General features: G+C 71.5%; 25 protein-coding genes. 10 read left to right on the top strand and 15 right to left on the bottom strand.

Features of this window, described 5'->3' with window-relative positions:
• Nucleotides 1-63: 63 nt before the first annotated feature.
• The 3 genes from STRTU_RS27960 to STRTU_RS27950 all read right to left on the bottom strand — a co-directional run bounded on the left by STRTU_RS27960 (nt 64) and on the right by STRTU_RS27950 (nt 2449).
• The gene (locus STRTU_RS27960; RefSeq protein WP_159747393.1) at nt 64-1002 is read right to left on the bottom strand and encodes an SPFH domain-containing protein; all 939 of its coding nucleotides are present in this window, start codon (nt 1000-1002) and stop codon (nt 64-66) included.
• 101 nt (nt 1003-1103) lie between these two features.
• Nucleotides 1104-1517, bottom strand: coding sequence for an NfeD family protein (locus STRTU_RS27955; RefSeq protein WP_042161519.1), 414 nt, complete (start codon nt 1515-1517; stop codon nt 1104-1106).
• Between the two features lie 119 nt (nt 1518-1636).
• Nucleotides 1637-2449, bottom strand: a complete 813-nt coding sequence (locus tag STRTU_RS27950; RefSeq protein ID WP_159747392.1) for an ABC transporter ATP-binding protein — start codon at nt 2447-2449, stop codon at nt 1637-1639.
• A gap of 90 nt (nt 2450-2539) precedes the next feature.
• Here STRTU_RS27950 and STRTU_RS27945 point away from each other — a divergent pair, with 90 nt between their 5' ends.
• Nucleotides 2540-3355 carry a hypothetical protein gene (locus STRTU_RS27945; RefSeq protein ID WP_159747391.1) on the top strand — a complete coding sequence of 272 codons (816 nt, stop codon included), beginning with the start codon at nt 2540-2542 and terminating at the stop codon, nt 3353-3355.
• A 129-nt stretch (nt 3356-3484) separates the two neighbouring features.
• On the opposite strand, the gene STRTU_RS27940 is transcribed toward STRTU_RS27945, so the two are convergent.
• The 4 genes from STRTU_RS27940 to STRTU_RS27925 form a co-directional block, all read right to left on the bottom strand.
• Nucleotides 3485-3730: a chaplin gene (locus STRTU_RS27940; protein ID WP_159747390.1), complete on the bottom strand. Its 246-nt coding sequence runs from the start codon at nt 3728-3730 to the stop codon at nt 3485-3487.
• Between the two features lie 156 nt (nt 3731-3886).
• Nucleotides 3887-4129, bottom strand: coding sequence for a chaplin (locus tag STRTU_RS27935; protein WP_159747389.1), 243 nt, complete (start codon nt 4127-4129; stop codon nt 3887-3889).
• A gap of 242 nt (nt 4130-4371) precedes the next feature.
• Entirely contained in the window at nt 4372-5001 is a 630-nt protein-coding gene (locus STRTU_RS27930) for a response regulator (RefSeq protein WP_159749630.1), read from the bottom strand.
• A gap of 82 nt (nt 5002-5083) precedes the next feature.
• Entirely contained in the window at nt 5084-6229 is a 1146-nt protein-coding gene (locus tag STRTU_RS27925) for a GAF domain-containing sensor histidine kinase (protein ID WP_159747388.1), read from the bottom strand.
• 187 nt (nt 6230-6416) lie between these two features.
• Here STRTU_RS27925 and STRTU_RS27920 point away from each other — a divergent pair, with 187 nt between their 5' ends.
• The 3 genes from STRTU_RS27920 (at nt 6417) to STRTU_RS27910 (ending at nt 9575) form a co-directional block, all read left to right on the top strand.
• Entirely contained in the window at nt 6417-7286 is an 870-nt protein-coding gene (locus tag STRTU_RS27920) for an SDR family NAD(P)-dependent oxidoreductase (protein WP_159747387.1), read from the top strand.
• Complete coding sequence (locus STRTU_RS27915) at nt 7283-8428, top strand: S-adenosylmethionine:tRNA ribosyltransferase-isomerase (protein WP_159747386.1); 1146 nt, start codon at nt 7283-7285, stop codon at nt 8426-8428. The genes STRTU_RS27920 and STRTU_RS27915 overlap by 4 nt, the downstream gene beginning before the upstream one ends.
• Nucleotides 8429-8822: 394 nt before the next feature.
• Nucleotides 8823-9575, top strand: a complete 753-nt coding sequence (locus STRTU_RS27910; RefSeq protein ID WP_159747385.1) for a transglycosylase SLT domain-containing protein — start codon at nt 8823-8825, stop codon at nt 9573-9575.
• Nucleotides 9576-9675: 100 nt separating this feature from the next.
• Here the strand turns inward: STRTU_RS27910 and STRTU_RS27905 are convergent, their stop codons facing one another.
• Entirely contained in the window at nt 9676-12255 is a 2580-nt protein-coding gene (locus STRTU_RS27905) for an ABC transporter ATP-binding protein/permease (protein WP_159747384.1), read from the bottom strand.
• 568 nt (nt 12256-12823) lie between these two features.
• On the opposite strand from STRTU_RS27905, the gene serB reads away from it, so the two are divergent.
• On the top strand, nt 12824-14071 hold the full coding sequence (gene serB / locus STRTU_RS27900) for a phosphoserine phosphatase SerB (RefSeq protein WP_159747383.1): 1248 nt from the start codon (nt 12824-12826) through the stop codon (nt 14069-14071).
• A 183-nt stretch (nt 14072-14254) separates the two neighbouring features.
• Here serB and STRTU_RS27895 read toward each other — a convergent pair whose 3' ends face one another.
• From STRTU_RS27895 to STRTU_RS27880, 4 genes are all read right to left on the bottom strand, one after another.
• Nucleotides 14255-14773 (bottom strand): SixA phosphatase family protein, encoded by a 519-nt coding sequence (locus STRTU_RS27895; RefSeq protein WP_159747382.1) that lies wholly within the window; start codon nt 14771-14773, stop codon nt 14255-14257.
• Between the two features lie 84 nt (nt 14774-14857).
• On the bottom strand, nt 14858-15070 hold the full coding sequence (locus STRTU_RS27890; protein WP_159747381.1) for a hypothetical protein: 213 nt from the start codon (nt 15068-15070) through the stop codon (nt 14858-14860).
• A 207-nt stretch (nt 15071-15277) separates the two neighbouring features.
• On the bottom strand, nt 15278-15394 hold the full coding sequence (locus STRTU_RS27885) for an SGM_5486 family transporter-associated protein (protein ID WP_269777399.1): 117 nt from the start codon (nt 15392-15394) through the stop codon (nt 15278-15280).
• A gap of 16 nt (nt 15395-15410) precedes the next feature.
• Complete coding sequence (locus tag STRTU_RS27880; RefSeq protein WP_159747380.1) at nt 15411-16730, bottom strand: CynX/NimT family MFS transporter; 1320 nt, start codon at nt 16728-16730, stop codon at nt 15411-15413.
• 144 nt (nt 16731-16874) lie between these two features.
• On the opposite strand from STRTU_RS27880, the gene STRTU_RS27875 reads away from it, so the two are divergent.
• Nucleotides 16875-17555 carry a FadR/GntR family transcriptional regulator gene (locus tag STRTU_RS27875; protein ID WP_159747379.1) on the top strand — a complete coding sequence of 227 codons (681 nt, stop codon included), beginning with the start codon at nt 16875-16877 and terminating at the stop codon, nt 17553-17555.
• A 304-nt stretch (nt 17556-17859) separates the two neighbouring features.
• Here STRTU_RS27875 and fabI read toward each other — a convergent pair whose 3' ends face one another.
• Entirely contained in the window at nt 17860-18630 is a 771-nt protein-coding gene (fabI, locus tag STRTU_RS27870; RefSeq protein WP_042161549.1) for an enoyl-ACP reductase FabI, read from the bottom strand.
• A gap of 5 nt (nt 18631-18635) precedes the next feature.
• The gene (fabG, locus tag STRTU_RS27865; protein ID WP_042161552.1) at nt 18636-19340 is read right to left on the bottom strand and encodes a 3-oxoacyl-[acyl-carrier-protein] reductase; all 705 of its coding nucleotides are present in this window, start codon (nt 19338-19340) and stop codon (nt 18636-18638) included.
• 306 nt (nt 19341-19646) lie between these two features.
• Here fabG and STRTU_RS27860 point away from each other — a divergent pair, with 306 nt between their 5' ends.
• The 3 genes from STRTU_RS27860 (at nt 19647) to tyrS (ending at nt 24201) form a co-directional block, all read left to right on the top strand.
• Nucleotides 19647-21224 (top strand): TldD/PmbA family protein, encoded by a 1578-nt coding sequence (locus STRTU_RS27860; protein ID WP_159747378.1) that lies wholly within the window; start codon nt 19647-19649, stop codon nt 21222-21224.
• Nucleotides 21221-22663 (top strand): metallopeptidase TldD-related protein, encoded by a 1443-nt coding sequence (locus tag STRTU_RS27855; RefSeq protein WP_159747377.1) that lies wholly within the window; start codon nt 21221-21223, stop codon nt 22661-22663. Before STRTU_RS27860 ends, STRTU_RS27855 begins: the two co-directional genes overlap by 4 nt.
• A gap of 125 nt (nt 22664-22788) precedes the next feature.
• Nucleotides 22789-24201, top strand: coding sequence for a tyrosine--tRNA ligase (gene tyrS / locus STRTU_RS27850; protein WP_159747376.1), 1413 nt, complete (start codon nt 22789-22791; stop codon nt 24199-24201).
• A 57-nt stretch (nt 24202-24258) separates the two neighbouring features.
• On the opposite strand, the gene STRTU_RS27845 is transcribed toward tyrS, so the two are convergent.
• Nucleotides 24259-24537, bottom strand: a complete 279-nt coding sequence (locus STRTU_RS27845) for a GlsB/YeaQ/YmgE family stress response membrane protein (RefSeq protein ID WP_159747375.1) — start codon at nt 24535-24537, stop codon at nt 24259-24261.
• A gap of 229 nt (nt 24538-24766) precedes the next feature.
• Between STRTU_RS27845 and STRTU_RS27840 the strand changes: the two genes are divergently transcribed.
• Nucleotides 24767-25141 (top strand): DUF3099 domain-containing protein, encoded by a 375-nt coding sequence (locus tag STRTU_RS27840; RefSeq protein WP_159747374.1) that lies wholly within the window; start codon nt 24767-24769, stop codon nt 25139-25141.
• Nucleotides 25142-25304: the final 163 nt, after the last annotated feature.

Below are 25304 nucleotides of genomic sequence, written 5' to 3'. Positions count from 1 at the left end.
GCGGATCCCCCCATGCATGATCGGTACGGTTCGGCCCGATCATGCACCAGGGGCCCGGCGTTGTCAGTCGATGGGGGGTGCTTCCCGGTTCGGCGAGCTGGGCTTGGGGATGGAGCCGCCGCCACCGGCCGGGTTGAAGTTGCCGATGGCGCCGCCGAGGCCCTTGAGCGCGTCGCCGATCTCGCTCGGCACGATCCAGAGCTTGTTGGCATCGCCCTCGGCGATCTTCGGGAGCATCTGGAGGTACTGGTAGGAGAGCAGCTTCTGGTCCGGGTCTCCGGCGTGGATCGACTCGAAGACCACCCGGATCGCCTGGGCCTCACCCTCGGCGCGCAGGGCCGCGGCCTTGGCCTCACCCTCGGCGCGCAGGATCGAGGACTGCTTCTCACCCTCGGCGGTGAGGATCTGGGACTGCCGGACACCTTCGGCCTGGAGGATGGCGGCGCGCTTGTCGCGGTCGGCGCGCATCTGCTTCTCCATCGAGTCCTGGATGGAGGTCGGCGGCTCGATGGCCTTCAGCTCGACGCGGTTGACGCGGATGCCCCACTTGCCGGTGGCCTCGTCGAGGACGCCGCGCAGTGCCGCGTTGATCTCCTCGCGGGAGGTCAGGGTCCGTTCGAGGTCCATCCCGCCGATGATGTTCCGCAGGGTGGTGACGGTGAGCTGCTCGATGGCCTGGATGTAACTGGCGACCTCGTAGGTCGCGGCGCGGGCGTCGGTCACCTGGTAGTAGATGACGGTGTCGATGTTCACGACCAGGTTGTCCTGGGTGATCACCGGCTGCGGCGGGAACGGCACGACCTGCTCACGGAGGTCGATGCGGTTGCGGATCGAGTCGATGAACGGGACGACGATGTTCAGGCCGGCGTTGAGGGTGCGGGTGTAGCGGCCGAAGCGTTCGACGATGGCGGCGCTGGCCTGTGGGATGACCTGGATCGTTTTGATGAGTGCGATGAACACGAGCACCACCAGAATGATCAGGACGATGATGATCGGTTCCACAGCGGCTCCCGTGCCCTTCGTTGCTGGTCCCTGCCGGCCGGCGACCGGCTTGCCGTTGATCAGTGTTTCAGAGTCGTGGCTCGTCGCGCAGCGTGTTCGGGTCAGATGACGACAGCGGTCGCGCCTTCGATCTCGACGACGTCGACCTGCTGGCCGGGCTCGTAGACCTGATTGCCGTCGAGGGCGCGGGCGGACCAGACCTCGCCGGCGAGTTTGATGCGGCCGCCGCCCCCGCCGTCGACCCGCTCCAGGACCGTGGCGCTGCGGCCCTTCAGCGCGTCGACTCCGGACGCGAGTTGGGGGCTCTGGCCGCGATGGCGGTTGGCGATGGGGCGTACGACCGCGATAAGCGCGACCGATACGGCGGCGAACACGATGAATTGCAGGACGGTGCCGCCGCCGACGCCCGCGGTGACGGCTCCGGCGACGGCGCCGACCGCGAGCATCCCGAATTCGGGCATCGCGGTCACGACGAGCGGAATGCCCAGTCCTACGGCGGCGATCAGCCACCACACCCATGGATCCACGGCTTCATGGTAGATCGGTGCGGCGTCCCGGGACAGGGCACGATCGGTCAGCTGGGGCGAGTACGCGCCGCGTTCGGCGGTCCTTGCCGCGGGCGGCGGCCGGGTGCTCAGGTCAGGGGCAGGCCCTGTGCCGTCCAGCGGTCGTTGCCGTTGCGCTCGACGATCAGCGGGAGGCCGAAGCAGTGCGAGAGGTTGCTGGAGGTGAGTTCGAGTTCGAGCGGGCCGGCGGCCAGCACCTTGCCCTGACGGATCATCAGGACGTGGGTGAACCCCGGGGCGATCTCCTCGACATGGTGGGTGACCATGATCATGGAGGGGGCGTACGGGTCGCGGGCGAGGCGGCCGAGGCGGCGCACCAGGTCCTCACGGCCGCCGAGGTCGAGACCGGCGGCCGGCTCGTCCAGCAGCAGCAGCTCGGGGTCGGTCATCATCGCGCGGGCGATCAGGGTGCGCTTGCGCTCGCCCTCGGAGAGGGTGCCGAACTTCCGGTCGAGGTAGTCGTTCATCCCGAGGCGGTCGAGGAAGGCGCGGGCGCGCTGCTCGTCGATCTCGTCGTAGTTCTCCTGCCAGCTGGCCGTCATGCCGTACGCGGCGGTGAGGACGGTTTGCAGCACGGTCTGGCTGCGCGGCAGCTTTTCGGCGAGGGCGATACCGGCCATGCCGATGCGCGGGCGCAGATCGAAGACGTCGACCTTGCCGAGCTGCTCGCCGAGGATCGAGGCGCTGCCGGAGCTCGGGAAGAGGTAGCTGGAGGCGAGGTTCAGCAGGGTGGTCTTGCCCGCCCCGTTGGGGCCGAGGATCACCCAGCGCTCCCCCTCCTTGACCGACCAGGAGACCTGGTCCACCAGAGCCCGTCCTTCGCGGACCACGGATACGTCCACCAGCTCCAGCACATCGCTCATGAGCGCGTTGTCTCCCATTGCTTCTCGGTCGTCGCGTACACCTGTAGGCGCAGCCCCCCTGCAAACCTACGCCACTCACTGTCAGTGCTCTTCCCTAGGCTGGGGACCATGCTCGATGAACCTCGTTCAGGACGACTGGCAGCATGGGGAAATGCCCTTTTGGCCGGACTTGTCTCACCTGATGAAGCCGCGCACCGGATCGCGGACGACGATGCGGTACACCGCGTGGAGGGCCTGCCCGGGGAGGCGGCACCGGTCGGGCTGACGCTCGCGCTGGGGCGGCTGCGGGCGCTGGGGGCGGTCGGCCTGCGGGTGGCGCTGCCGGTGCCCGGCCATCCGCTGGGGCTGTGCGGACCGCCGGAGTTCAATGCGCGGGCACTGGAGGCCGAGGAGGCGGTGCTGGCCTCGGGGGCCGGGCTCGGGCTGATTCCGGAGACGTACGAGGCCGGGCCGGAGGGGGGCGCCGGGCCCGATGTGCATGTGGAGGTGGTCTGGCGCTGTCTGCCGGTGCGGGAGGCACCGCCGGCCGATGTGCCGTCGCTGGGTGAGGCGGAGCGGGAGCTGGCGGAGGCGCTGCAGGAGGCGACCGCGCTGCTCTCGCGGCTCGATGTGGCCGGGTCCGGTCCGGTGGCGCAGGCGGCGCTGGCGGCGTACCGGGCGCGGGCGGAGGCCGGGCGGCAGGTGCTGGCTCCGGGGTATCCGCCGCGTGCGGTGCGGGTGCTGGAGCTGGCGCAGCGCGTCGGTGCGCTCATCGGCATCGCGCAGCAGGCCGGTGGCGATGGCCGGGAGCACGGGGCGGCGGTGAGCTCGTCGGAGATCGCGGCTCGTGCGCAGGCGCTGCGGCCGGTGGAGCGTACGGCCCGGCGGGCGCAGGTGGCGGCGTACAACTCCGCGGTGGAGGAGCGGGAGCGGAACCGGGGGTGAACGGGACGGGCCCCGCCGACCCTTGTGTGGTCGGCGGGGCCTCAGGTCCTGGCGTCAACTCCAGGACCCGGCCGAAGTGGGGCGCACGCCTCTGGGCAGGCGAAGCCGTGCGCCCCAGATCGGACAACCTCAGTTGTTCGAGCTGGTGTTGCCGAAGGCGGGGTTCAGCACACCGACGACATTGACGCTGTTGCCGGAGGCGTTCACGGGGACGTGGACGGGCACCTGTACCTGGTTGCCCGAGCCGATGCCGGGGGAGCTGGTGGCCCTGCCGTCGGCCTGCGCGCCAGTGGTGGCGAAGGCCGAACCAGCGGCCGCGCCGAGGGCGATACCGGTGGCGGCAAGGACGAAAGCGGCCTTCTTGGCGGTGTTCATGGGGGCGTGTTCCTCACGTGGGGGCACAAAAGCCGGAAGGGCGGGGAGCGGAGGGAGGGGACCAGCCGCGGTCTGAGACAGCCGGGCCGGTCCCGGGTGACCCGCGCGGACCATGGCGCCGCGCGGGTCAGGCAGATCCTGCGGGCAGGCCCGTGATCAGGGGTTGAGGCAGGGGGTGCCGAAGGTGGGGTTGAGCGCACCGATGACGGTGGCGGTGATGCCGCAGGCGTTCACCGGGACGTGCACCGGGACCTGGACGCTGTTGCCGGAGACGATGCCCGGGGAGCCCATCGAGGCGCCCTGCGCCTGCGGGGTGTGCGCCGAGGCGATGCCGGCGCCCGCGAGGGCGAGACCGCTCGCCGCCACCGTGACGGCCATTGCGCGCTTGATGTTCTTCACTTCTGTAGCTCCTTGTTGCCGTTGCCGTGGCCAGCCGCCACGGCTGCACTGGACAACGGCCCGGCCCGGGAAGGGATACGCCAAACGGGCTACAGCTACACGACAGTATGAATCTCGGATCTGAAGACGACATTCCGCTTGCGGTCGTTGTACGGGAGCGCCGCGGTGCACAGGAGCACCGCGGCGTGCGGGAGCAAGCGGTGTACGGGAGCACCCGGCGGAGCGGTGCTCCCGTACGGCGGTCAGGCCCCGATGCCGTGCCGTACGGCCCACAGGGCGGCCTGGGTGCGGTCGGCAAGGTCGAGCTTCATGAGGATGTTGGAGACATGGGTCTTGACGGTCTTCTCGGACAGCACCAGCGCGCGGGCGATCTCGCGGTTGGAGCGGCCGTCCGCGATCAGGCCGAGGACCTCGCGCTCCCGGTCGGTGAGGGACGTACCGCGCCCCTGGCCGCCGTTGTTCTCCTCCTGGGCGAGCAGCGCGCCGGCCACTTCCGGCTGGAGCAGGACATGGCCCGCGTGGACGGAGCGGATGGCGCCGGCCAGGGCCTCCGGGTCGATGTCCTTGTAGACATAGCCGGCCGCGCCCGCGCGCAGCGCCGGGACGACGGTGCGCTGTTCGGTGAAGCTCGTCACGATCAGCACCCGGGCGGGGTTGTCCCGTTCGCGCAGCGTGCGGAGCGCCTCGATGCCGTCCATGCCGGGCATCTTGACGTCCATCAGGACCACGTCCGGGCGCAGTTCCTCGGCGGCGGCGATGCCCTCGGCCCCGTCGGACGCCTCGCCCACCACCTCGATGTCCTCCTGGACCTCCAGGAACGTCCGCAGCCCGCGGCGTACGACCTGGTGATCGTCGACGAGCAGGACGCGGATGGCCCGCCCCTCGGCCGTCGCCCGCCGGTCCGGACGCGGCGCGCCTTCGTCCCGGGGGCCCCTCGCGCCGTCCTTGTCCGTCTCAGCCACCGGGCACCTCCATCTCGACAGCGGTGCCCTTGCCGGGCTCCGACTCCACGGTGAGCTTTCCACCGACGCCGCCGGCGCGGTCGTGCATCGAGACCAGGCCGAGGTGACGGCCGGCCCGGCGGACCGCGCGGGGGTCGAAGCCACAGCCGTCGTCGGCGATCCGCAGCAGCGCGCCCTGGCCGTCGCGGGTCAGGGTCACCTCGACGGTCTTGGCTCCGGAGTGCCGCAGGGCGTTGTGCAGCGCCTCCTGGGCGACCCGGAGAACGGCCTCCTCCTGGGCGGCGGGCAGTGCCCGGACGCTGTGGGCCGCGAAGGTGACCCGTGCGGAGTGGGCGCGGTCCAGGACCTGGGCCTGCGAGCGGAGGGTGGCGACCAGGCCGTCCTCGTCCAGGGCCGCGGGCCGCAGTTCGATGACGGCGGCCCGGAGTTCGTCGGCGGCCTCCGCGGCCAGCGCGGTGACCTGGTGCAGCTCGTCCTTGGCGCGCGCCGGGTCGCGGTCGACCAGGGCGGTGGCGGCCTGGGCGGTGAGGCGGAGCGAGAAGAGCTTCTGGGCGACGGCGTCGTGCAGTTCGTGGGCGAGCCGGGCGCGCTCCCCGGCGATGGTCAGCTCGCGGCTGCGTTCGTAGAGGCGGGCGTTGGTCAGGGCGATGGCGGCGTGCTGGGCGAGTATCCCGAGCAGCCGCTCGTCCTCCTCGGTGAAACCGCAGCCGCCGGCCGGCTTGGGGCAGCGCTTGTTGGCCAGGAAGAGCGCGCCGAGGATCTCGTCACCGTCGGCGACCGGCAGGCCGAGGAAGTCGGACATATCGGGGTGGGCGTCGGGCCAGCCGCCGAAGCGCGGGTCGGCGCGGACGTCGGCGAGCCGCTCGGGGGTGGCGTTGTGCAGCATCGCGGCGAGGATGCCGTGCTGGCGGGGCAGCGGGCCGATGGCCTTCCACTGCTCGGCACTGACGCCGTCCACCACGAACTGGGCGAAGCCGCCGTGGTCGTCGGGCACTCCCAGGGCGGCGTACTCGGCGTCCAGCAGCTCGCGGGCCGAGGCCACGATCGTCTTGAGGACGTCGCGCACCTCCAGGTGCCTGCTCATCGCCAGGATCGCGGTGCTCACCGCGGGGATCCCGGCTCCCGGTCCGTTGGTCATGGGGCTCACCGTACCGGCGGGGCGACCAGCCCGTATCGGTCCGATGGCGGCTGCCGTCTAGGCCCCCGGGCCTAGGCCGAATGCCCTGGCCACGGCCGGTCCGGCGGCCGACGTCCGGGGGGTGCGGCCGTTCCTACCGTGAGGGCGAGGGCCGGGGACCCGGTCCGGGCCGGAAGGGGACGTGATCATGCCGGTGGCGCTCATCACGGGGGCATCGAAGGGGCTGGGCCGGGCGCTGGCCGCGGCGCTGGCCGGGCGGGGCTGGGATCTGGTGGTGGACGCCAGGTCGGCGGGGCCGCTGGAGGAGGCGGCGCGGAAGCTGCGCGGCGCGGGGCGGGGGACGGCGGCGCGGGTGGTGGCGCTGCCCGGGGATGTGGCGGACGGCGGGCACCGGGCGGCGCTGGTGGCGGCGGCCGGTGAGCTGGGCGGGCTCGATCTGCTGGTGAACAACGCGAGTGTGCTGGGGGCGGAGCCGCTGGTGCGGCTGGCGGAGCAGCCGCTGGACGGGCTGCGGGCGGCGCTGGAGGTGAATGTGGTGGCGCCGCTGGCACTTATTCAGCAGGCTTTGCCGCTTTTGCGTGTGTCCTCCTATTTGCCGTCGTATGAGGAAGTCGTTCGCCGCGGGGAGGGCCCCTTTTCAGGAAGGGCCGACGGGAATGGCGGGGCATACGATTCACACCCCTATAGCGAGAATGCCCGAAATGCCGGATTGTCCGATTCGCCCCCTTATATAGGGACAGGTGGGGCGATTCTCAACATCAGCTCGGACGCGGCCGCCGAGCCCTATCCGACCTGGGGCGGATACGGGGCGGCAAAGGCGGCGCTGGACCAGCAGTCGGCGGTGCTCGCGGTGGAGGAACCGGGGCTGCGGGTGTGGTGGGTCGACCCGGGCGATATGCGGACCGATCTGTACGCGGCCGCCGTCCCGGACGACGACGCCTCGGGGCGCCCGCTGCCCGGGACGGTGGTCCCGGGCCTGCTGCGGCTGCTGGACGGCGCCGCCCCCAGCGGGCGGTACTCGGCGGCGGCCGCGCCCGGCGGAGTGAGCTCCCGGTGATCGCAGATCTGCTGCGGGTCCCGAACGAGCTGTCGGCCCGGATTCCGGCCGAGCAGCGGGGGCCCGGCCTGGGCCGGGACGCCGTACGGCTGCTGGTGAGCCGGGGCGCGGCCGAGGCCGGCCATCACGACTTCGGGGAGCTGCCGGATCTGCTGGCGGCCGGGGACGTCCTGGTGGTGAACACCTCACGGACGCTGCCGGCAGCGGTGGACGGCCGGGTCGGGGACGGCCGGGGGCGGGGCGAGCCGGTGGTGGTGCACTTCTCGACCCGGGCGGACCGGTGGCACCCGGCGGGGAGGGCGGTGGCCGGGCGCTGGGCGGTGGAGCTGCGCAGCCCGGACGGGCACGGCAGCACCCGGCCGCGGGCGGGCGGACCGGCGGGCGCCGTGGTGCGGCTGCCGGGCGGGGCGCGGCTGACGCTGGAGGCCCCGGTGGACCCCGGGAGCGTACGGCTGTGGTGGGCGCGGGTGACGGGCGTAAGGGTGCCGGAGCTGATGCGGCGGCACGGGCGGCCGATCCGCTACGGCTACACGGACCGGGACCAGCCGCTGGCCGCGTACCAGACGGTGTTCGCGGTGGACGGGCCCGGCGGCAGCGCGGAGATGCCGAGCGCCGCCCGGCCGTTCACCGCGGAGCTGGTGGCGCGGCTGGTGAGCAAGGGGGTGCAGTTCGCGCCGGTGTCGCTGCACACGGGGGTCGCGTCGGCGGAGGCGTTCGAGCCGCCGTACCCGGAGCGGTTCGTGGTGCCGCCGGTCACGGCGTGGCTGGTGAACGCCGTACGGGCGCGGCGCGGAGCGGCGGTGCGGCCGCACCGGGCGGGGCGCGGCACCCCGGGCGGGCGGATCGTGGCGGTGGGGACCACGGCCGTACGGGCGCTGGAGTCGGCGGCCGGTGCGGACGGGCGGGTGCGGGCGGCGGCCGGCTGGACGGAGCTGGTGGTGACGCCGGAGCGCGGGGTGCGGGCGGTGGACGGCCTGCTCACGGGGCTGCATGAGCCCACCGCGTCGCATCTGCTGATGCTGGAGGCGGTGGCGGCGCGGACGGCGGACGGGGAGCTGCTGCGGCGCGCCTACTCGGCGGCCGTGCGGCGGCGCTATCTGTGGCATGAGTTCGGGGATCTGCATCTCGTCCTGCCGGACTGAGCTCCGGACTCGGTGGACGCCGCGCGAAGTGCCCGATTTGACCAGAAAGTCCCTCGGCCGGTTTTCCGTCGCGTTCTTACCTATACAGACTGTGCATTTGCAATTACGTCCGGCGAGACAAACCCCTGGGCACTGTGACGCCGCGCATAGGACGCAGGTCACTTACGAGCGGGGGTAGTGGCACCATAAATACGGCGTGAGCTGGGGTGCTGCTATCCGGGACGGAATATTCCACCCCGTGGTTCCACTAACGCGGATCGTACGTCACACCTTTGCCGGGGCAATTTCCTGCCGCTAAGAATGGCTCTCGTCGCTCGGCGCCGTGGTCGGAACTCGGCGTTCGCCCCGCTCAAGGCCCGTGCGACCTCCCCCCATTCGGAAGGTCTGTCCCGCCATGCCTAACATCTCCGGTCTCCCCCGCCTGACCCGGACCCACAAGCTCTCCGTCGCCGGTGTCGCAGCCGCCGGTGCCGCCGCGCTGGTCTTCAGCATCGTTCCGGGTGCCGACGCCGATCAGGGCAAGAGCCAGGCCACCGCCGTCGAGAACGTGAAGCCGGTTGCCTTCAGCGCGGTCGGCACCGCCGCCAAGACCCAGCAGGCCACGATCACCCAGCAGGCCGACAACTCCGCCGCCAAGGGCAAGGCCGAGGCCGCCGCCAAGAAGGCCGCCGCCGAGAAGGCCGCCAAGGCCAAGGCCGCCGCCGCGGCGAAGGCAAAGGCCGAGAAGGCGCGCGCGGCGAAGGCCGCCGCGAGCCGCTCCGAGGTGCGCGCCGCGATACCCGCCGCCGCCCCGAAGCCGGCCGCCAAGCCCGCCGCCAAGGTCTACCCGGACAACCTGGACGGCTGGATCCGCGAGTCGCTGGACATCATGGCCAAGAAGGGCATCCCCGGCTCGTACGAGGGCATCCACCGCAACATCATGCGGGAGTCCAGCGGTAACCCGATGGCCATCAACAACTGGGACATCAACGCCATCAACGGCACCCCGTCCAAGGGCCTGCTCCAGGTGATCCAGCCGACCTTCAACGCGTACCACGTCGAGGGCACCTCCTGGAACCTGTACGACCCGGTCGCCAACATCACCGCCGCCTGCAACTACGCGGCCGACCGCTACGGCTCGATGGACAACGTCAACTCGGCGTACTGAGCCGACGGTTCACGCGGTCCACGGACACGCACCACACCGCCGAGGGGCGGCACCCGATCCGGGTGCCGCCCCTCGGGCGTTTGTCGTGCGGTGCGCGGTGCTACTTGCGCATGACCTCCGGCTCGTGGCGGCGCAGCAGCCGTGCGACGACGAAGGCGAGTCCGATGCCCAGCGTGATCAGGATGATCATGTCCATCACGTAGACACCGGTCTGGTGCTTCCACAGCGCGTCCGGGTTGCCCGGCTCCCACGGCAGCAGGGTGTTCATATCGGCGGTCGCGCCCATCGCGGCGACGGCCCAGCGCGACGGCATCAGCCAGGCGAACTGCGCGACGCCCGGGGTGTCGAAGAGCTGGAAGAGCACGCCGGTGAAGACGACCTGGACGATGGCGAACATGACCAGCAGCGGCATGGTCTTCTCGGCGGTCTTGACCAGCGCGGAGATGATCAGGCCGAACATCATCGAGGTGAAACCGAGCGCGATGATCGCCAGCGCCATCTCGACCGCCGGGGCCTTCGCCACGATGAGGCCCTCGTCCGGCAGGTTCCGGGGCGAGAAACCGATGGCCGCGATGATCACGCCCTGGATGGCCGTGACCACGCCGAGCACGATCACCTTGGACATCAGATACGCCGACCGCGACAGGCCGGTGGCCCGTTCGCGCTCGTAGATGACGCGCTCCTTGATCAGCTCACGGACCGAGTTGGCGGCGCCCGAGAAGCACATCCCGACCGCGAGGATCAGCATGATCGTGCTCGCGTCGCGGTTGGTGCGGTGCCGGTTCAGCGGACCGTAGCCGAGGCCGAAGTCGCTGGGGATCAGCATCGAGACGATGCCGAGCACCGCGGGCAGGATCACCATCAGCCCGAGGAAACCACGGTCGGAGGCGAGCACCGAGACATAGCGGCGCATCAGCGTCCACAGCTGCGAGCCCCAGCTCTGGGACTTCTGTATCCGGGCCGACGGCACCTGGACATTGACCGACTGCGGGGCGACGGCGTCGATGTCGGCGGCGTACATCTGGTAGTGCGGGGAGCCGCGCCAGCGCCCCATCCAGTCGTAGTCGCGGTAGTTCTCGAACGCCGAGAAGACATCCGCCCAGGAGTCGTACTGGAAGAAGTTGAGCGCCTCGTCCGGCGGGCCGAAGTAGGCCACACCGCCGCCCGGGGCCATCACCAGCAGCTTGTCGCACAGCGCGAGTTCGGCCACCGAGTGCGTGACGACCAGGACCGTACGGCCGTCGTCGGCGAGGCCGCGCAGCAGCTGCATGACATCGCGGTCCATGCCCGGGTCGAGGCCCGAGGTCGGCTCGTCCAGGAAGATCAGTGACGGCTTGGTCAGCAGCTCCAGGGCCACCGACACCCGCTTGCGCTGACCACCGGAGAGCGAGGTGACCCGCTTGTCCTTGTGGACGTCGAGCTTGAGCTCGCGCAGCACCTCGTTGATCCGGGCCTCGCGCTCGGACTCCGCGGTGTCGCCGGGGAAGCGGAGCTTGGCGGCGTACCTGAGGGCCTTCTGGACGGTCAGCTCCTTGTGCAGGATGTCGTCCTGCGGGACCAGACCGATGCGCTGGCGCAGTTCGGCGAACTGCTTGTAGAGGTTCCGGTTGTCGTAGAGGACATCGCCCTGGTTGGCGGGCCGGTAGCCGGTCAGCGCCTTGAGCAGGGTCGACTTGCCGGAGCCCGAGGGGCCGATGACCGCGACCAGCGACTTCTCCGGGACGCCGAAGGAGACGTCCTTGAGGATCTGCTTGCCGCCGTCGACGGTCACCGTGAGGTGGCGGGCCGAGAAGGAGACCTCGCCGGTGTCGACGAACTCCTCCAGGCGGTCGCCGACCAGCCGGAAGGTGGAGTGACCGACGCCGATGATGTCGTTCGGGCCGACCGGCGCCTTACCGGACTTGGGGACCGGCTGGCCGTTGATGTAGGTGCCGTTGTGGCTGCCGAGGTCGTGGATCTCGAAGCGGCCGTCGGGGGTGGCGCGGAACTCGGCGTGGTGGCGGGAGACCTGGAGGTCGGAGACCACCAGCTCGTTCTCCAGCGCACGGCCGATGCGCATCACCCGGCCCATGTCGAGGCGGTGGAAGGTGGTCGGGCTGCGGTCGCCGTGGGCCGGTGCGCCGCCCGCCTGCTGGGCGGGGCGCTCCTGCGGCGGCCGGGCCTGCTGCGGGGGCACGGCCTGCTGGGGCTGCTGAGCCGGCTGGGCGTGCTGAGGCTGCTGGGCCTGCTGGGGAGGGATGTAGGGCGACTGCTGGGCCTGCGGCGGGGCCTGCCAGCCCTGCTGGGCGGGCGGCTGCTGTGCGGGCGGGGCCTGCCAGCCCTGCGCGGCCTGCTGCTGCGGCGCGCTCGCGGGCGGCGCGCTGAAGGCGTCGGCGGCCGGGGCCGAGAGGGTCACCCGGGGGCCGTCGGTGGCATTGCCCAGATGCACGGTCGAGCCGGGGCCGATCTCCATCTGGTGGATCCGCCGGCCCTGGACGTACGTGCCGTTGGTGCTGCCCTGGTCTTCGATGATCCAGCCGTGGCCGGCCCATCTCACAGTGGCATGCCGCCAGGAGACCCTGGCGTCGTCGAGCACCATGTCGCCCTGCGGATCACGGCCCACGCTGTAGGACCGGGACGGGTCGAGCGTCCAGGTTCTACCGTTCAATTCGAGTACGAGTTCAGGCACTCCACGCCCCATTACATAGTCCCCCGAGTGACGCCCTGTATGGGAAGTCCAGGGTTGGCGAACATCGTGAGGAACTATTTCAGGCTCGGCCCACCGACCGGAAACCGGGACAGGAGGCGAGGTGCACGGAACTCGCGCCGGTGCCGCCGAACCCTCCCGGAGCACGGGAAGCCCATCTATGGACCGAGATCACCGGATTCCGGATGTTCCAGATGTTCCGGGTGTTCCGGATGGATCGGGTGCCGCGGGGAGCGGCGGCGGCCGCTGCGTACGTCCTGCACGTCCGCCCCGGAGGCCGCATGATGGGAGGAAGCGGACGAATGCCCGGCGGGCGGCGTGCCCCGCCGCGGCCGTGGACCGTTGGCCCGCCGAACAGCCCGACCCGGCAAGGGCGTTGGCCCGCCGAGGTGGATGCCCCGGTCTGCGGCCAGGGGCGGGCCGGACACGAGTCCATAACGATCAACGGTGGCGGCCGGGGCCGGTGAGTCAGCGGGTGCGGGCGCGAGGCATGCCGCCGCGCCGGTCCGAACCCCGGACGCGCGTACGGAATCGGCCGCCCGGCGGTTACCGTAAGGGCACCATGAGCGCATCGCAGACCCCGCCTGCCACCGCCGTACCGGGCGATGACGAACCGACCCTCCTCGTCAAGATCTTCGGGAAGGACCGGCCCGGCATCACGGCCGGCCTCTTCGACACCCTGGCTGCCTACTCCGTCGACGTCGTGGACATCGAACAGGTGGTGACCCGGGGACGCATCACGCTGTGCGCACTGGTCACCGCCCCCTCCCCCAGCCAGGGCTCCACCGGCTCCACCGAAGGCGACCTGCGAGCCACCGTGCACGGCTGGGCCGAGTCGCTGAACCTCCAGGCCGAGATCATCTCCGGCCGGGGTGACAACCGTCCGCGCGGCACCGGACGTTCGCATGTCACCGTGCTGGGGCATCCGCTCACGGCCGAGTCGGCCGCCGCGATCGCCGCCGCCATAACTTCCACCGGCGGCAACATCGACCGCATCTTCCGGCTCGCCAAGTATCCGGTGACCGCCGTCGAGTTCGCGGTCTCCGGTGCGGCGACCGAGGCGCTGCGCAGTGTGCTGGCGCCCGAGGCCGCACGGCTCGGGGTGGATGTCGCCGTGGTGGCGGCCGGGCTGCAGCGCCGGGCGCAGCGGCTGGTCGTCATGGACGTCGACTCGACGCTCATCCAGGACGAGGTCATCGAGCTGTTCGCGGCGCACGCCGGCTGTGAGGCCGAGGTCGCCGAGGTCACCACCGCCGCGATGCGCGGTGAGCTGGACTTCGAGCAGTCGCTGCACGCCCGGGTCGAGCTGCTCGGCGGGCTCGACGCGTCCGTGATCGAGGCCGTACGCAAGGAGGTGCGGCTGACCCCCGGGGCCCGCACCCTGGTACGGACCCTCAAGCGGCTCGGCTATCAAGTCGGCGTCGTCTCGGGCGGTTTCACCCAGGTCACCGATGCGCTCAAGGAGGAGCTGGGGCTGGACTTCGCCTCCGCCAACACCCTGGAGATCGTCGACGGCAAGCTCACCGGGCGGGTCACCGGCGACATCGTGGACCGGGCCGGCAAGGCCAGGCTGCTGCGGGACTTCGCGCAGCAGGCCGGGGTGCCGCTCGCGCAGACCGTGGCGATCGGGGACGGCGCCAATGACCTCGACATGCTCAACGCGGCCGGGCTCGGTGTCGCCTTCAACGCCAAGCCGGTGGTGCGGGAGGCGGCGCACACCGCGGTGAACGTGCCGTTCCTGGACACCGTGCTGTATCTGCTGGGCATCACCCGCGATGAGGTGGAGGCGGCGGACACCCACGTCGGGTGAATCGCCCCGGCCCGCGCTCCGGCACCCGGCCCTGCTCCGACACCGGCCAGGCCAGGCCCGACCGCCCGGCACCGCCCGGCGGGAACCGTCCTCGCACGGCCGAGGGCCCCGGCAGAGAGGTTTCTGCCGGGGCCCTCGTCGTCTCCGCTTCGCGCCCGCACCGGGCGGGCGGCGGCGCCGTGATCAGTCGTGCGGCGTCCAGTACGCGACCAGCCGTCCGACGCCGTGCTCGACGGACTTCCAGGAGCCGTTGAAGGTCAGCACGGCAACCGAGGCGGTCGGGAAGCCGCTGCGGTTCATCTTCGGCAGCAGATCGCCCTCGGCCTCGCCCGATAGTGCGTCCGCGAGGGCGTGCACACCGGGGTTGTGCCCGACCAGCATCAGGTCGTTGACCTCGTCGGAGGTCTCGTTCAGCAGCGCGATGAGTTCGCCGAGAGAGGCTTCGTAGATCCGCTCCTCATAGACGGTTTTGGGCCGCTGCGGGAGCTCATGGACGGCGAGCTTCCATGTCTCGCGGGTGCGCACGGAGGTCGAGCACAGGGTGAGATCAGGGGTGATCCCGGCTCCGGCCAGCCAGCGGCCGGCGACCGGGGCATCCTTGCGTCCGCGGCCGGCGAGCGGACGCTCATGGTCGCTGCTGTCCGACCATTCGGCTTTGGCGTGTCGGAGGAGGACAATCCGGCGGGGTGTATCGGCGCTCATGCGTCCCAGCTTCGCACGAAAGGCGGCGCGGGGCGCGGGGTGTTGAAGCGATCGTTCCGCCGGGGTGGGAGGCGGCACGGCCGATCACCACACGGCGCCGTGCAGCAGCCCGGCCAGGAGTTCCAGCAGCGGAGCCAGGCCCTGCCGGGCGCTCGCGGCGCTCGCCTCGGGAGAGCCCACGACCAGCGCCAGCAGGGCTATGAAGAAGACCACCGCCAGGGCCGCCGCCCACCACGGCAGCCGCGACCACAGCCGGGACGTGCTGACTGCGGGTGACCGGCGGAACGCGGCGGACATGCGGATCGCCTCCGAGGTGCGTCGACGGGCTGCGCGACCGCGGACCGCGACGCGCCACCGCTGTCTGCGGTGTACTCACGACGCTACGGATCACCGCCGCCCCGTGCCTATCAGGGGAGCCACCCACTTACCCCTGACGCCTGCCCCCTAAGGGACGGTGGGGCTCACCCCACCCCGCACCCGGCTCCGGCCTCGCCGGGCACCGCCCTATGGCGCGACGGCACTCGCGATGATCGCGACGAGGACGGTCACGCCGAGCATGGCGCCCAGGACGAGGAGCAGCTTCTTCTGTCCGCCCTGCGGATTCGGTTCAAGCACTGGCATGGCCCCAGTGTCGCACTCACACCTCGTCCTCGATCCGGCGGTCCCGTCCGGCCAGCACCCCCACCGCGATCTGCGGCACCATGAGCCCGGCCATCAGGGCGATCGGCAGCCCCCAGCCGCCGCTGTGCTGGTAGAGCGTGCCGACCAGCAGCGGTCCGGGGATGGAGATCAGATAGCCGACGCACTGGACGAAGGCCGAGAGCTTGACGACACCGGCGGAGCTGGTCGCCCGCATCCCGATCATCGTCAGGGCCAGCGGGAAGGCGCAGTTGGAGATGCCCATCAGCAGCGCCCAGACCCAGGCCCCGGCGGCCGGTGCCAGCCACAGACCCGTGTAGCCGGCCAGGCCGCAGAGGCCGAGCAGCGCCGCGAGCGGCCCCTGGTGCCGCATCCGGGTCGCGAGCCGCGGCAGGACGAAGGAGAGCGGAACGCCCATCGCCATGGTGACGGCGAGCAGCACCCCCGCGGTGCCTGCCGAGACCCCGGCGTCGCGGAAGATCTGCGGCATCCAGCCCATGGTGATGTACGCGCCGGTGGCCTGCAGGCCGAAGAAGACGGCCAGCGCCCAGGCGGTCGGCGAGCAGGCGATCCGTACCGGCTTCTCGGCGGACCGGTCCGCGGTGGCCCCGGCCGCTCCGGCGGCGGCCCGGCGCTGCCGGACCACCACGAGCCAGGGCAGCACGGCGACCGCGGCGAGCACCCCCCACACGGCCAGCCCGGTCCGCCAACTGCCGCCCAGCGCCTCGGTCATGGGGACGGTGACCGCCGCCGCGAGCGAGGTACCCAGGGCCAGCGCCATGGAGTAGAGCCCGGTCATCGGGCCGACCCGGGCGGGGAACCAGCTCTTGATCACGACCGGCATCAGGACATTGCTGACCGCAATACCGGCCAGGGCGAGCGCGCTGGCGGCGAGGAACCCGCCGGTGCCGCCCGCGTACGGACGCACCAAGACACCCAGGGCGATCGCGGCCATACCGGCGCAGACGACCGTGCCGGGCCCGAAGCGCCTGGCCAGCCGGGGCGCGGCGATACCGAAGGCGGCGAAGCACAGCGCGGGCACGGAGGTCAGCAGCCCGGCGACGGTGCCGCTCATGCCGAGGCCGGTACGGACCTCCTCCAGGAGGGCGCCGAGGCTGGTGATGGCCGGGCGGAGGTTGAGTGCGGCGAGGACGAGACCGGCGATCACGATCCGCGGCAGCCAGCGAGCGGCCGGCCCCGCCGCGGGGACTGCTTCGGGGGTCGGCTGCGGGTGTTCCGGACCGTCGGAGGGGCGGTCGCTGGAGGTCGTACGGGGCCCGGCGGCGGGGCCGAGGGTCGCGAGGTCGTCGTCTGCCATGGGCCCATCATAGAATCATGGGATGAATGCCTGTCCAGTTGATGCCGATAGCCTCTGATGTCCCGGGCGGCGCCGGGAACCGACAGGGTCCGGCGGGTGCCGCACCGCCGCCGTCCGTCCGCCTCTTCCCCACGGAGTGCAGCCATGCCTCTGACCTCGCCCCGCCGGTCCGCGCTGGCGGACCAGGTGATCGCGCAGCTGCGCGCCCAGATCACGTCCGGCGAGTGGCCGATGGGATCCCGCATCCCGACCGAGCCGGAGCTCGTCGAGCAGCTCGGGGTGGCCCGTAACACCGTCCGTGAGGCCGTACGGGCGCTGGCCCACAACGGACTGCTGGACATCCGGCAGGGGTCGGGCACCTATGTGGTGGCCACCAGTGAGCTGGCCGGCGTGATGAACCGCCGGTTCGCGGCGGCCGAGCCCGGTCACGTCGCCGAGCTGCGCAGCGCCCTGGAGGCATCGGCCGCCCGGCTGGCCGCCGAGCGGCGCACCCCTCAGGAACTGCGCCAGATCGACACCCTGCTGGAGCGGCGCGAGCGGGCCTGGGAATCCGGTGCGGCGGAGACCTTCGTGGAGGCGGATGCGAACCTGCACATGGCGATCGTGTCGGCCTCCCACAACGAGGTGCTGGCCGAGATCTACGCCGACCTCGGGGGCGTGCTGCGGGACTTCCTGCGGGCCGATGTGGGCGAGGAGCTGCGGCCCGAGGCATATATGGACCATGCCCGGCTGGTGGAGGCGATCCGCGCGGGCGACGCCGACCGGGCCGCGGCCGAGGCGAGCGCGCACCCCTTCGGCTGCCGACTGACCGTACCGGGGGCCTGAGGGCTGACCCGTACCGGGCCCTGAGGGGGTCGAACGGTTCCCGTAGGGGAGGCGGGCGCCCCCTGCGGGCCACAACGGGGTGGGCGGGGGTGGTATTCCCGTGGCGCGATGCGTACTGCCCGCCCCGGCACAGCGGGACGGGCAGTACGGAGGAAGCTCGGGCACCAGACGCGGCGCCCATCAACAGAGGAAGCTCGGGGCGCCAGGCGCGGCGCCCGCCAGCGGAGGAAGCTCGGGGCTTCAGGCGTCCCTCAATGGAGGAAGCGCGGGCCTCGGGCGCCCCTCGGCGGAGGAAGCGCGGGCGTCAGGCGCCCATCATGTGCACGCCGCCGTCGACGTGCACGATCTCGCCGGTCGTGCGCGGGAAGAAGTCGGACAGCATGCCGACGACACCACGGCCGGCCGGCTCCGGGTCGGCCAGGTCCCAGCCGATCGGCGCACGGTGGTTCCACACGTCCGCCAGCTCCTCGAAGCCGGGGATGGACTTGGCGGCCATCGACTTGATCGGGCCGGCCGAGACCAGGTTGCAGCGGACGCCCTTGGGACCGAGGTCACGCGCCAGGTAGCGGTTGGTGCTCTCCAGCGCCGCCTTGGCCACGCCCATCCAGTCGTACTTCGGCCAGGCGATCTGCGCGTCGAAGGTGAGGCCGACGACCGCGCCGCCGTGCTCCATGAGCGGCAGGCAGGCCATTGTCAGCGACTTGTAGGAGTACGCCGAGACCTGGACCGCGGTGCCCACGTCCGACCACTCGGCCTCCAGGAAGTTGAAGGCGCCCTGCGGACCGAAGGCGATGGAGTGCACGATGCCGTCGAGGCGGGCGCCCTCGCCCTGGTGCTCGCGGATCTTGTCGGCCAGACCGTCCAGGTGCTCCTGGTTGGTGACGTCCAGCTCGATGACCGGGGCGGGCTTGGGCAGCCGCTTGGCGATCCGCTCCACGAGCGAGAGCCGGCCGAAGCCGGTGAGAATGACCTCGGCGCCCTCGTTCTGGGCGACCTTGGCCGCCTGGAACGCGATCGACGACTCGGTCAGGACACCCGTGACCAGGATGCGCTTGCCTGCAAGGATTCCACTCATGCTGATCAGTGACCCATGCCCAATCCGCCGTCGACAGGAATGACGGCTCCGGTGATGTACGCGGCCTCGTCGGAGGCCAGGAAGCGGACCGAGGCGGCGATCTCCTCGGGCTGTGCATAGCGTGCGAGCGGCACCTGCTTGACGATGCCCTCACGCTGCTCGTCGGTGAGCACCCGGGTCATGTCGGTGTCGACGAAGCCGGGGGCGACGACGTTGACGGTGATGTTGCGGCTGCCCAGCTCCCGGGCGAGCGAGCGGGCGAAGCCCACCAGACCGGCCTTGGAGGCGGCGTAGTTCGCCTGGCCCGGCGCGCCCATCAGGCCCACCACGGACGAGATCAGCACGACCCGGCCCTTGCGGGCCCGCAGCATCGCGCGGTTGGCGCGCTTGACCACCCGGAACGTGCCGGTGAGGTTGGTCTCCAGGACCGAGGTGAAGTCCTCCTCGGACATCCGCATCAGCAGCTGGTCACGGGTGACGCCGGCGTTGGCCACCAGCACCTCGACCGGACCCTGCTTCTCCTCGATCTCCTTGTACGCCTGCTCGACCTGCTCGTTGTCCGTGATGTCACACTTCACGGCCAAAAATCCCGCGGGGGGCTCGCCCGAGCGGTAGGTGATGGCGACCTTGTCGCCTGCCTCGGCGAAGGCACGGGCAATGGCGAGGCCGATGCCGCGGTTACCTCCGGTGACCAGAACCGAGCGGCTCAAGAGATCACCCTTTCCGTTTCCTGTCCGTCCAGCGTTTCGATACGAAACTATCGGTCAGGGGGCTCTTCCGGGGAATCGAGCACGGACAGGCGCGTGCGCCGGTCACTGTCGGGTCTCCACAGAACCGCGGTGGGAGTACGGCGGGAGTACGGCGGATCCACAGCGGAATCCCGGACCGCTGACGAGCCCCGGACGGCCGCGCCGCACCGGGCCCGGCACCCCGCCACCCCGGCCGGCGCCCCGGTGCGCTCTGGGCCGCGGGCCCGCCACAGGGCATGATGCAGGCGCCGACCACGGGAGGACTCCTTGCCTGCACCCCATGCCGTTGACGAAACATTCCTGGCGCTGCCGCTGCATGCGCTGGCCGATGCCGCGCTGGCCCGCGCCCGCGCGCTGGGCGCCGACCATGCGGACTTCCGCCTGGAGCGGATCCGCAACGCGTCCTGGCGGCTGCGGGACGCCCGTACGTCCGGGACCTCGGACACCACCGACCTCGGGTATGCGGTGCGGGTGGTGCACGGCGGGGCCTGGGGGTTCGCCTCCGGGGTGGATCTGACGATGGACGCGGCGGCGCGGGTGGCCGCGCAGGCGGTGGCGATGGCGAAGCTGTCGGCGAAGGTGATCCGCGCCGCGGGAGAGGGAGGGGCAGCGCGCAGCACTTCTGCCGAAGGGCGGCGGTGGGCGACGGGTGGGCGGGTGGAGCTGGCGGCGGAACCCGCACATCCGGACCGGACCTGGGTCTCCTCGTACGAGATCAACCCCTTTGACGTCCCGGATGCCGACAAGACCGGGCTGCTGGCCGACTGGAGCGCGCGGCTGCTGGCCGCCGACGGGGTGGCCCATGCGGACGCCTCGCTGCTGACCGTCCAGGAGAACAAGTTCTACGCGGACACCAATGGCACCAGCACCACCCAGCAGCGCATCCGGCTGCATCCACAGCTCACCGCGGTCGCGGTGGACCCGGCGAGCGGCGACTTCGACTCGATGCGCACCCTGGCCCCGCCGGTGGGGCGCGGCTGGGAGTACCTGACCGGCGGCTCCTATGACTGGGACAGCGAACTGGCCGGTATCCCGGAGCACCTCGCCGAGAAGATGCGCGCACCGGCCGTCGAGGCCGGTGCGTACGACCTGGTGGTGGATCCCTCCAACCTCTGGCTGACGATCCATGAGTCGGTCGGGCACGCCACCGAGCTGGACCGGGCGCTGGGCTACGAGGCGGCGTACGCGGGGACCTCGTTCGCCACCTTCGACCAGCTCGGCAAGCTGGCGTACGGCTCCGCGCTGATGAATGTGACGGGCGACCGGACCGCCGAACACGGGCTCGCGACGATCGGCTACGACGACGAGGGGGTGGCCGCACAGTCCTGGGACCTGATCAAGGACGGAACCCTGGTCGGCTATCAACTCGACCGCAGCATCGCCGGTTTGACGGGCTTCCCCCGCTCCAACGGATGCGCGTACGCGGACTCCCCCGGCCATGTGCCGCTCCAGCGGATGGCCAATGTCTCCCTGCGGCCGGCGGCGGACGGGCCGTCGACGGACGAGCTGATCTCCGGGGTGGAGCGCGGCATCTATGTCGTCGGCGACCGCTCCTGGTCCATCGATATGCAGCGGTACAACTTCCAGTTCACCCAGCAGCGCGCGTATGCGATCCGCAACGGCCGTCTGTGCGGGCAGCTGCGGGACGTCGCCTATCAGGCGACCACCACCGACTTCTGGGGCTCGATGACCGCGGTCGGCGGCCCGGACACCTACGTCCTGGGCGGCGCCTTCAACTGCGGCAAGGCCCAGCCGGGCCAGGTCGCCGCCGTCTCGCACGGCTGCCCGTCCGCCCTCTTCGAGGGCGTGAACATTCTCAACACCGCGCAGGAGGCCGGGCGATGAGCCGTCGCACCACGAAGCCGCACGAGATCGTCGAGCGGGCCCTGGAGCTCTCCCGTGCCGACGGCTGTGTGGTCCTCGCCGATGAGCACTCCAGCGCCAATCTGCGCTGGGCGGGCAATGCGCTCACCACCAATGGCGTCACCCGTGGCCGCACGCTGACGGTGGTGGCGACCGTCGACGGCGGGCAGGGCACCGCGTCCGGTGTCGTGTCGCGCTCGGCGGTGACCGCGGACGATCTGGAGCCGCTGGTCCGGGCCGCCGAGGCGGCCGCCCGGGAGGCCGGGCCCGCCGAGGACGCACAGCCGCTGGTCGGCGGCGGGAAGGCGTCCGCCGACTTCACCGAGGCGCCCGCCGAGACCTCCTCGGAGGTGTTCGCGGCGTTCGCCCCGGCGCTCGGGGAGTCCTTCCGGCAGGCCCGCTCCGGCGACCGGGAGCTGTACGGCTTCGCCCACCACGAGGTCGTCTCGTCGTATCTGGGCACCTCGGCCGGGCTGCGGCTGCGGCACGACCAGCCCACCGGGACGCTGGAGCTGAACGCCAAGGCGGCGGGTTCCGGTACGGCCGTACCCCGCTCCGCCTGGACCGGCCGGGCGACCCGCGACTTCAGCGATGCCGACCCGCGGGAGCTGGACACCGAGCTGAGCCGGCGGCTGGGCTGGGCCGAGCGGCGCATCGAGCTGCCGGCCGGCCGGTACGAGACGCTGCTGCCGCCGACCGCCGTCGCCGACCTGCTGATCTATCAGATGTGGTCGTCCGGGGCCCGGGACGCCGCCGAGGGCCGTACGGTCTTCTCCCGGCCGGGAGAGGGGGACGGCGGGGCGCGGCCCGGGGCGGGCACCCGGCTGGGCGAGCGGCTCAGTGCGCTGCCGCTGACGCTGCGCAGCGACCCGCGGGCGCCCGGTCTGGAGTGCGCCCCGTTCGTCCTGGCGCACTCCTCCGGCGACGATGCCTCGGTCTTCGACAACGGGCTGCCGCTGACGGCCACCGACTGGATCCGCGAGGGGGAGCTGCACCGGCTGCTGACCACCCGGCACAGTGCCCGGCTGACCGGCCTCCCGGTGGCGCCGGGGATCGACAACCTCCTTCTGGAGGGCGGTGGTTCGCGTTCGCTGGACGAGATGGTGGCGGCCACCGGCCATGACGGTCCGGCACTGCTGCTGACCTGCCTGTGGTACATCCGCGAGGTGGACCCGGCGACGCTGCTGCTGACCGGTCTGACCCGGGACGGGGTCTATCTCGTCGAGAACGGCGAGGTGGTCGGCGAGGTCAACAACTTCCGGTTCAACGAGTCGCCGGTGGACCTGCTGTCCCGGGCGGTGGAGGCGGGCCGTACGGAGCGGACCCTGCCGCGCGAGTGGGGCGACTACTTCACCCGCGCCGCGATGCCGGCACTGCGCGTCCCGGACTTCAACATGAGTTCGGTCAGCCGCGGGGTGTGACACGGGTGCGCGCGCCCGGCCCGTCGTGGCGGGCCGGGCGGGCGCGCGGCGCGGGAGTGTCGTACGGGGCGAATAGACTGTCCGCTTGTCCTCCCCTCGGGGAACCACGATCGATCAGGAACGCCATGACACGCCTCGGCGAATCCGTCGCCCGCGCCACCACGCTGCTCTCCGCCGACCTCTCCTCGGACGCCACGGTCCAGGAGCTGCTCCAGGAGACGGGTGCCCGGCGCTCTCTCGACCTGACGGACCTGCCCGCCAAGGAGCAGGCCGAGCTGATCGCGGCCCGTACGGTCGAGGTCCTGCCGGGCGTGGAGAAGCTGGCCGAGCGGATCGAGGAGCGCCGGGCAGCCGGCCAGGGGCTGCACATCAAGCTGGGCATCGACCCGACGGCGACCGATGTGCACCTCGGGCATGCGGTTCCGCTGATCATCCTGAGCCGGTTCCAGCGGCTGGGCCATGACGTCACGCTGATCATCGGTGACTTCACCGCCAAGATCGGCGACCCGTCGGGCCGTACGGCCGAGCGCCCGCCGCTGACCGACGAGGACATCGCGCAGAATCTGGCCACGTACCGCGAACAGGTCCGGCCTTTCTTCGACTTCGAGAAGGTCAGCTTCCGGCAGAACAGCGAGTGGCTGGCGCCGTACACCTTCCCGGAGCTGCTCGGGCTGCTCGCGCAGGTGCCGGCCTCGCAGCTGCTGCAGCGCGAGGACTTCCGCAACCGGCTGGCGGCCGGGTCCGGTCTGACCATGACGGAGCTGCTGTACCCCATCGCGCAGGGCCTGGACTCGGTGGCGCTGGAGTGCGATGTGGAGCTGGGCGGCTCCGACCAGCTGCTCAATCTGCAGATGGGCCGCAAGCTGATGGAGCTGCGCGGGCAGCGGCCGCAGCTGGTGGTGACCATGCCGCTGATCGAGGGCACGGACGGCACCGGCGCCAAGATGTCCAAGTCCAAGGGCAATTACGTGGGCCTGAGCGCGCCCGCCGACGATGTCTTCGGCAAGATCATGTCGGTGCCGGACCGGCTGATGGAGCCGTACCTGCAGGCCTGGACGGAGTGGACCGACGAGGAGATCGCGCTGGTCCTGGGCCGGATCGCGGAACGCTCGCTGCACCCGATGGACCTCAAGAAGGTGCTCGCGGGCGAGGTCGTGACCGCGCTGTACGGGCTCGATGCGGCGATGGCGGCGCGGGCCGGTTTCGTGGCGCAGTTCTCCAAGAAGTCGTTCGCCGATGTGGAGTCGCTGCCGTCCGTCGATGTCGCGGCGCACGGGACGGAGACGGTGGCGGCCGTGCTGACGACGGTGCTGGAGTTCACCCCGAGCGCCTCGGCGGCGCGGCGGCTGGCCAAGCAGAACGCGCTGCGGCTGGTCGTGGAGGGCGAGGGCGGCCAGCAGGCCGTGGTGCTGGCGGAGGCCGATGCGGCCCGCCCGCTGGGTGAGGTGCTGGCCGAGAAGCTGGCGGACTCCCCCGGTGTGGCGTACCTGAAGGCGGGCCGCAAGCTGGCCCAGCTCGACGGCCTCGAAGGCCGCTAGACCGCAGACGTACGGGCGGCCGGTGCGCGGAGTGCGCAGCGGCCGCCCGGGTCGTACCTAGGTCGTCTGTTTCTTACGGGCCCGCATGGAGACCCAGAGGCGGTCGCCGATGGCGACGATGATGACCGCGCCGGCCAGCTGGAGCAGATGCCGGATCCAGTCGACGCCGCCGGTCTCGGCGACCCCGAGGCCGGTGGCCGCCCAGTTGCCCAGCACGCTGCCCAGCATGCCGAAGATCACGGTCAGCCAGAGCGGGATCTGCTGCTTGCCCGGGATGATGGCCTTCGCGATCAGGCCCAGCACCAGGCCCACGATGATGGCCCACAACCACGTCATGTCGACTCCTCTTGCGGCGCGGTGCAGCTGACGGATGACGTTCGCTCCGTCAGTGTCGCCCCGCATCGACTACGGCGCACGCCGGAGCCGGTCCTACGCACGGTGGCCCGGCCGACCCGGGCGAGGCGTGGCACGACCCGGTCTCGAAGGCGGCGCAGTCGCGGCGTACCGTGGAAACCGACCGGATACCGGGGAGAATCCGGCATGACTGACCAGGTGGTGGAGCGTGATGCGGAAGCAGAGCAGCGGCCAGACCTTCCGGATCACGGGGGCCCGGCAGGGGCTGTCCGAGGACGTCCGCGGACGGCAGCGCCGGTATGTGATCTCGATGGCGGTGCGGACGGTGGCCGTGGTGCTGACCGTCGTGCTGTGGAACATCGAACGGCCGGTGGCCATCGCCACGTTGGTACTGGGGCTGGCGCTCCCGTACATCGCGGTCGTGATCGCCAACGCGGGCCGGGAGAACGCCCCTTCGCTCCCGAAGACGTTTGTCGCGGGCCCGACCAGGCCGATGCTGACGCCGGGGGCCTCCGACGCCCCCGCGGAGCCCGTTCCGGAGCGTCCGGCGGCGGACGCTTCCGCACCGCGGCAGGACCCCGGCTGATCATCGCGCGGTCCGCAAAGCTCAAGAAAAGCTCAGATCAATCATGGAGTTCCGGTGCACTTGGCACCTTCCCCCGTGACATACTGCGTACGCGCTCCGCATCCCCCGTCGGAGCGACAGACCGACGCCGGGCGGCTCCCCCCGTGGCTGCCCGGCGTCGTCA

This window comes from Streptomyces tubercidicus (assembly GCF_027497495.1).
Classification (GTDB): Bacteria; Actinomycetota; Actinomycetes; order Streptomycetales; family Streptomycetaceae; genus Streptomyces; species Streptomyces tubercidicus.
The sequence above is the reverse complement of the archived record's forward strand: the minus strand, read 5'-3'. Positions and strand labels throughout refer to the sequence as shown.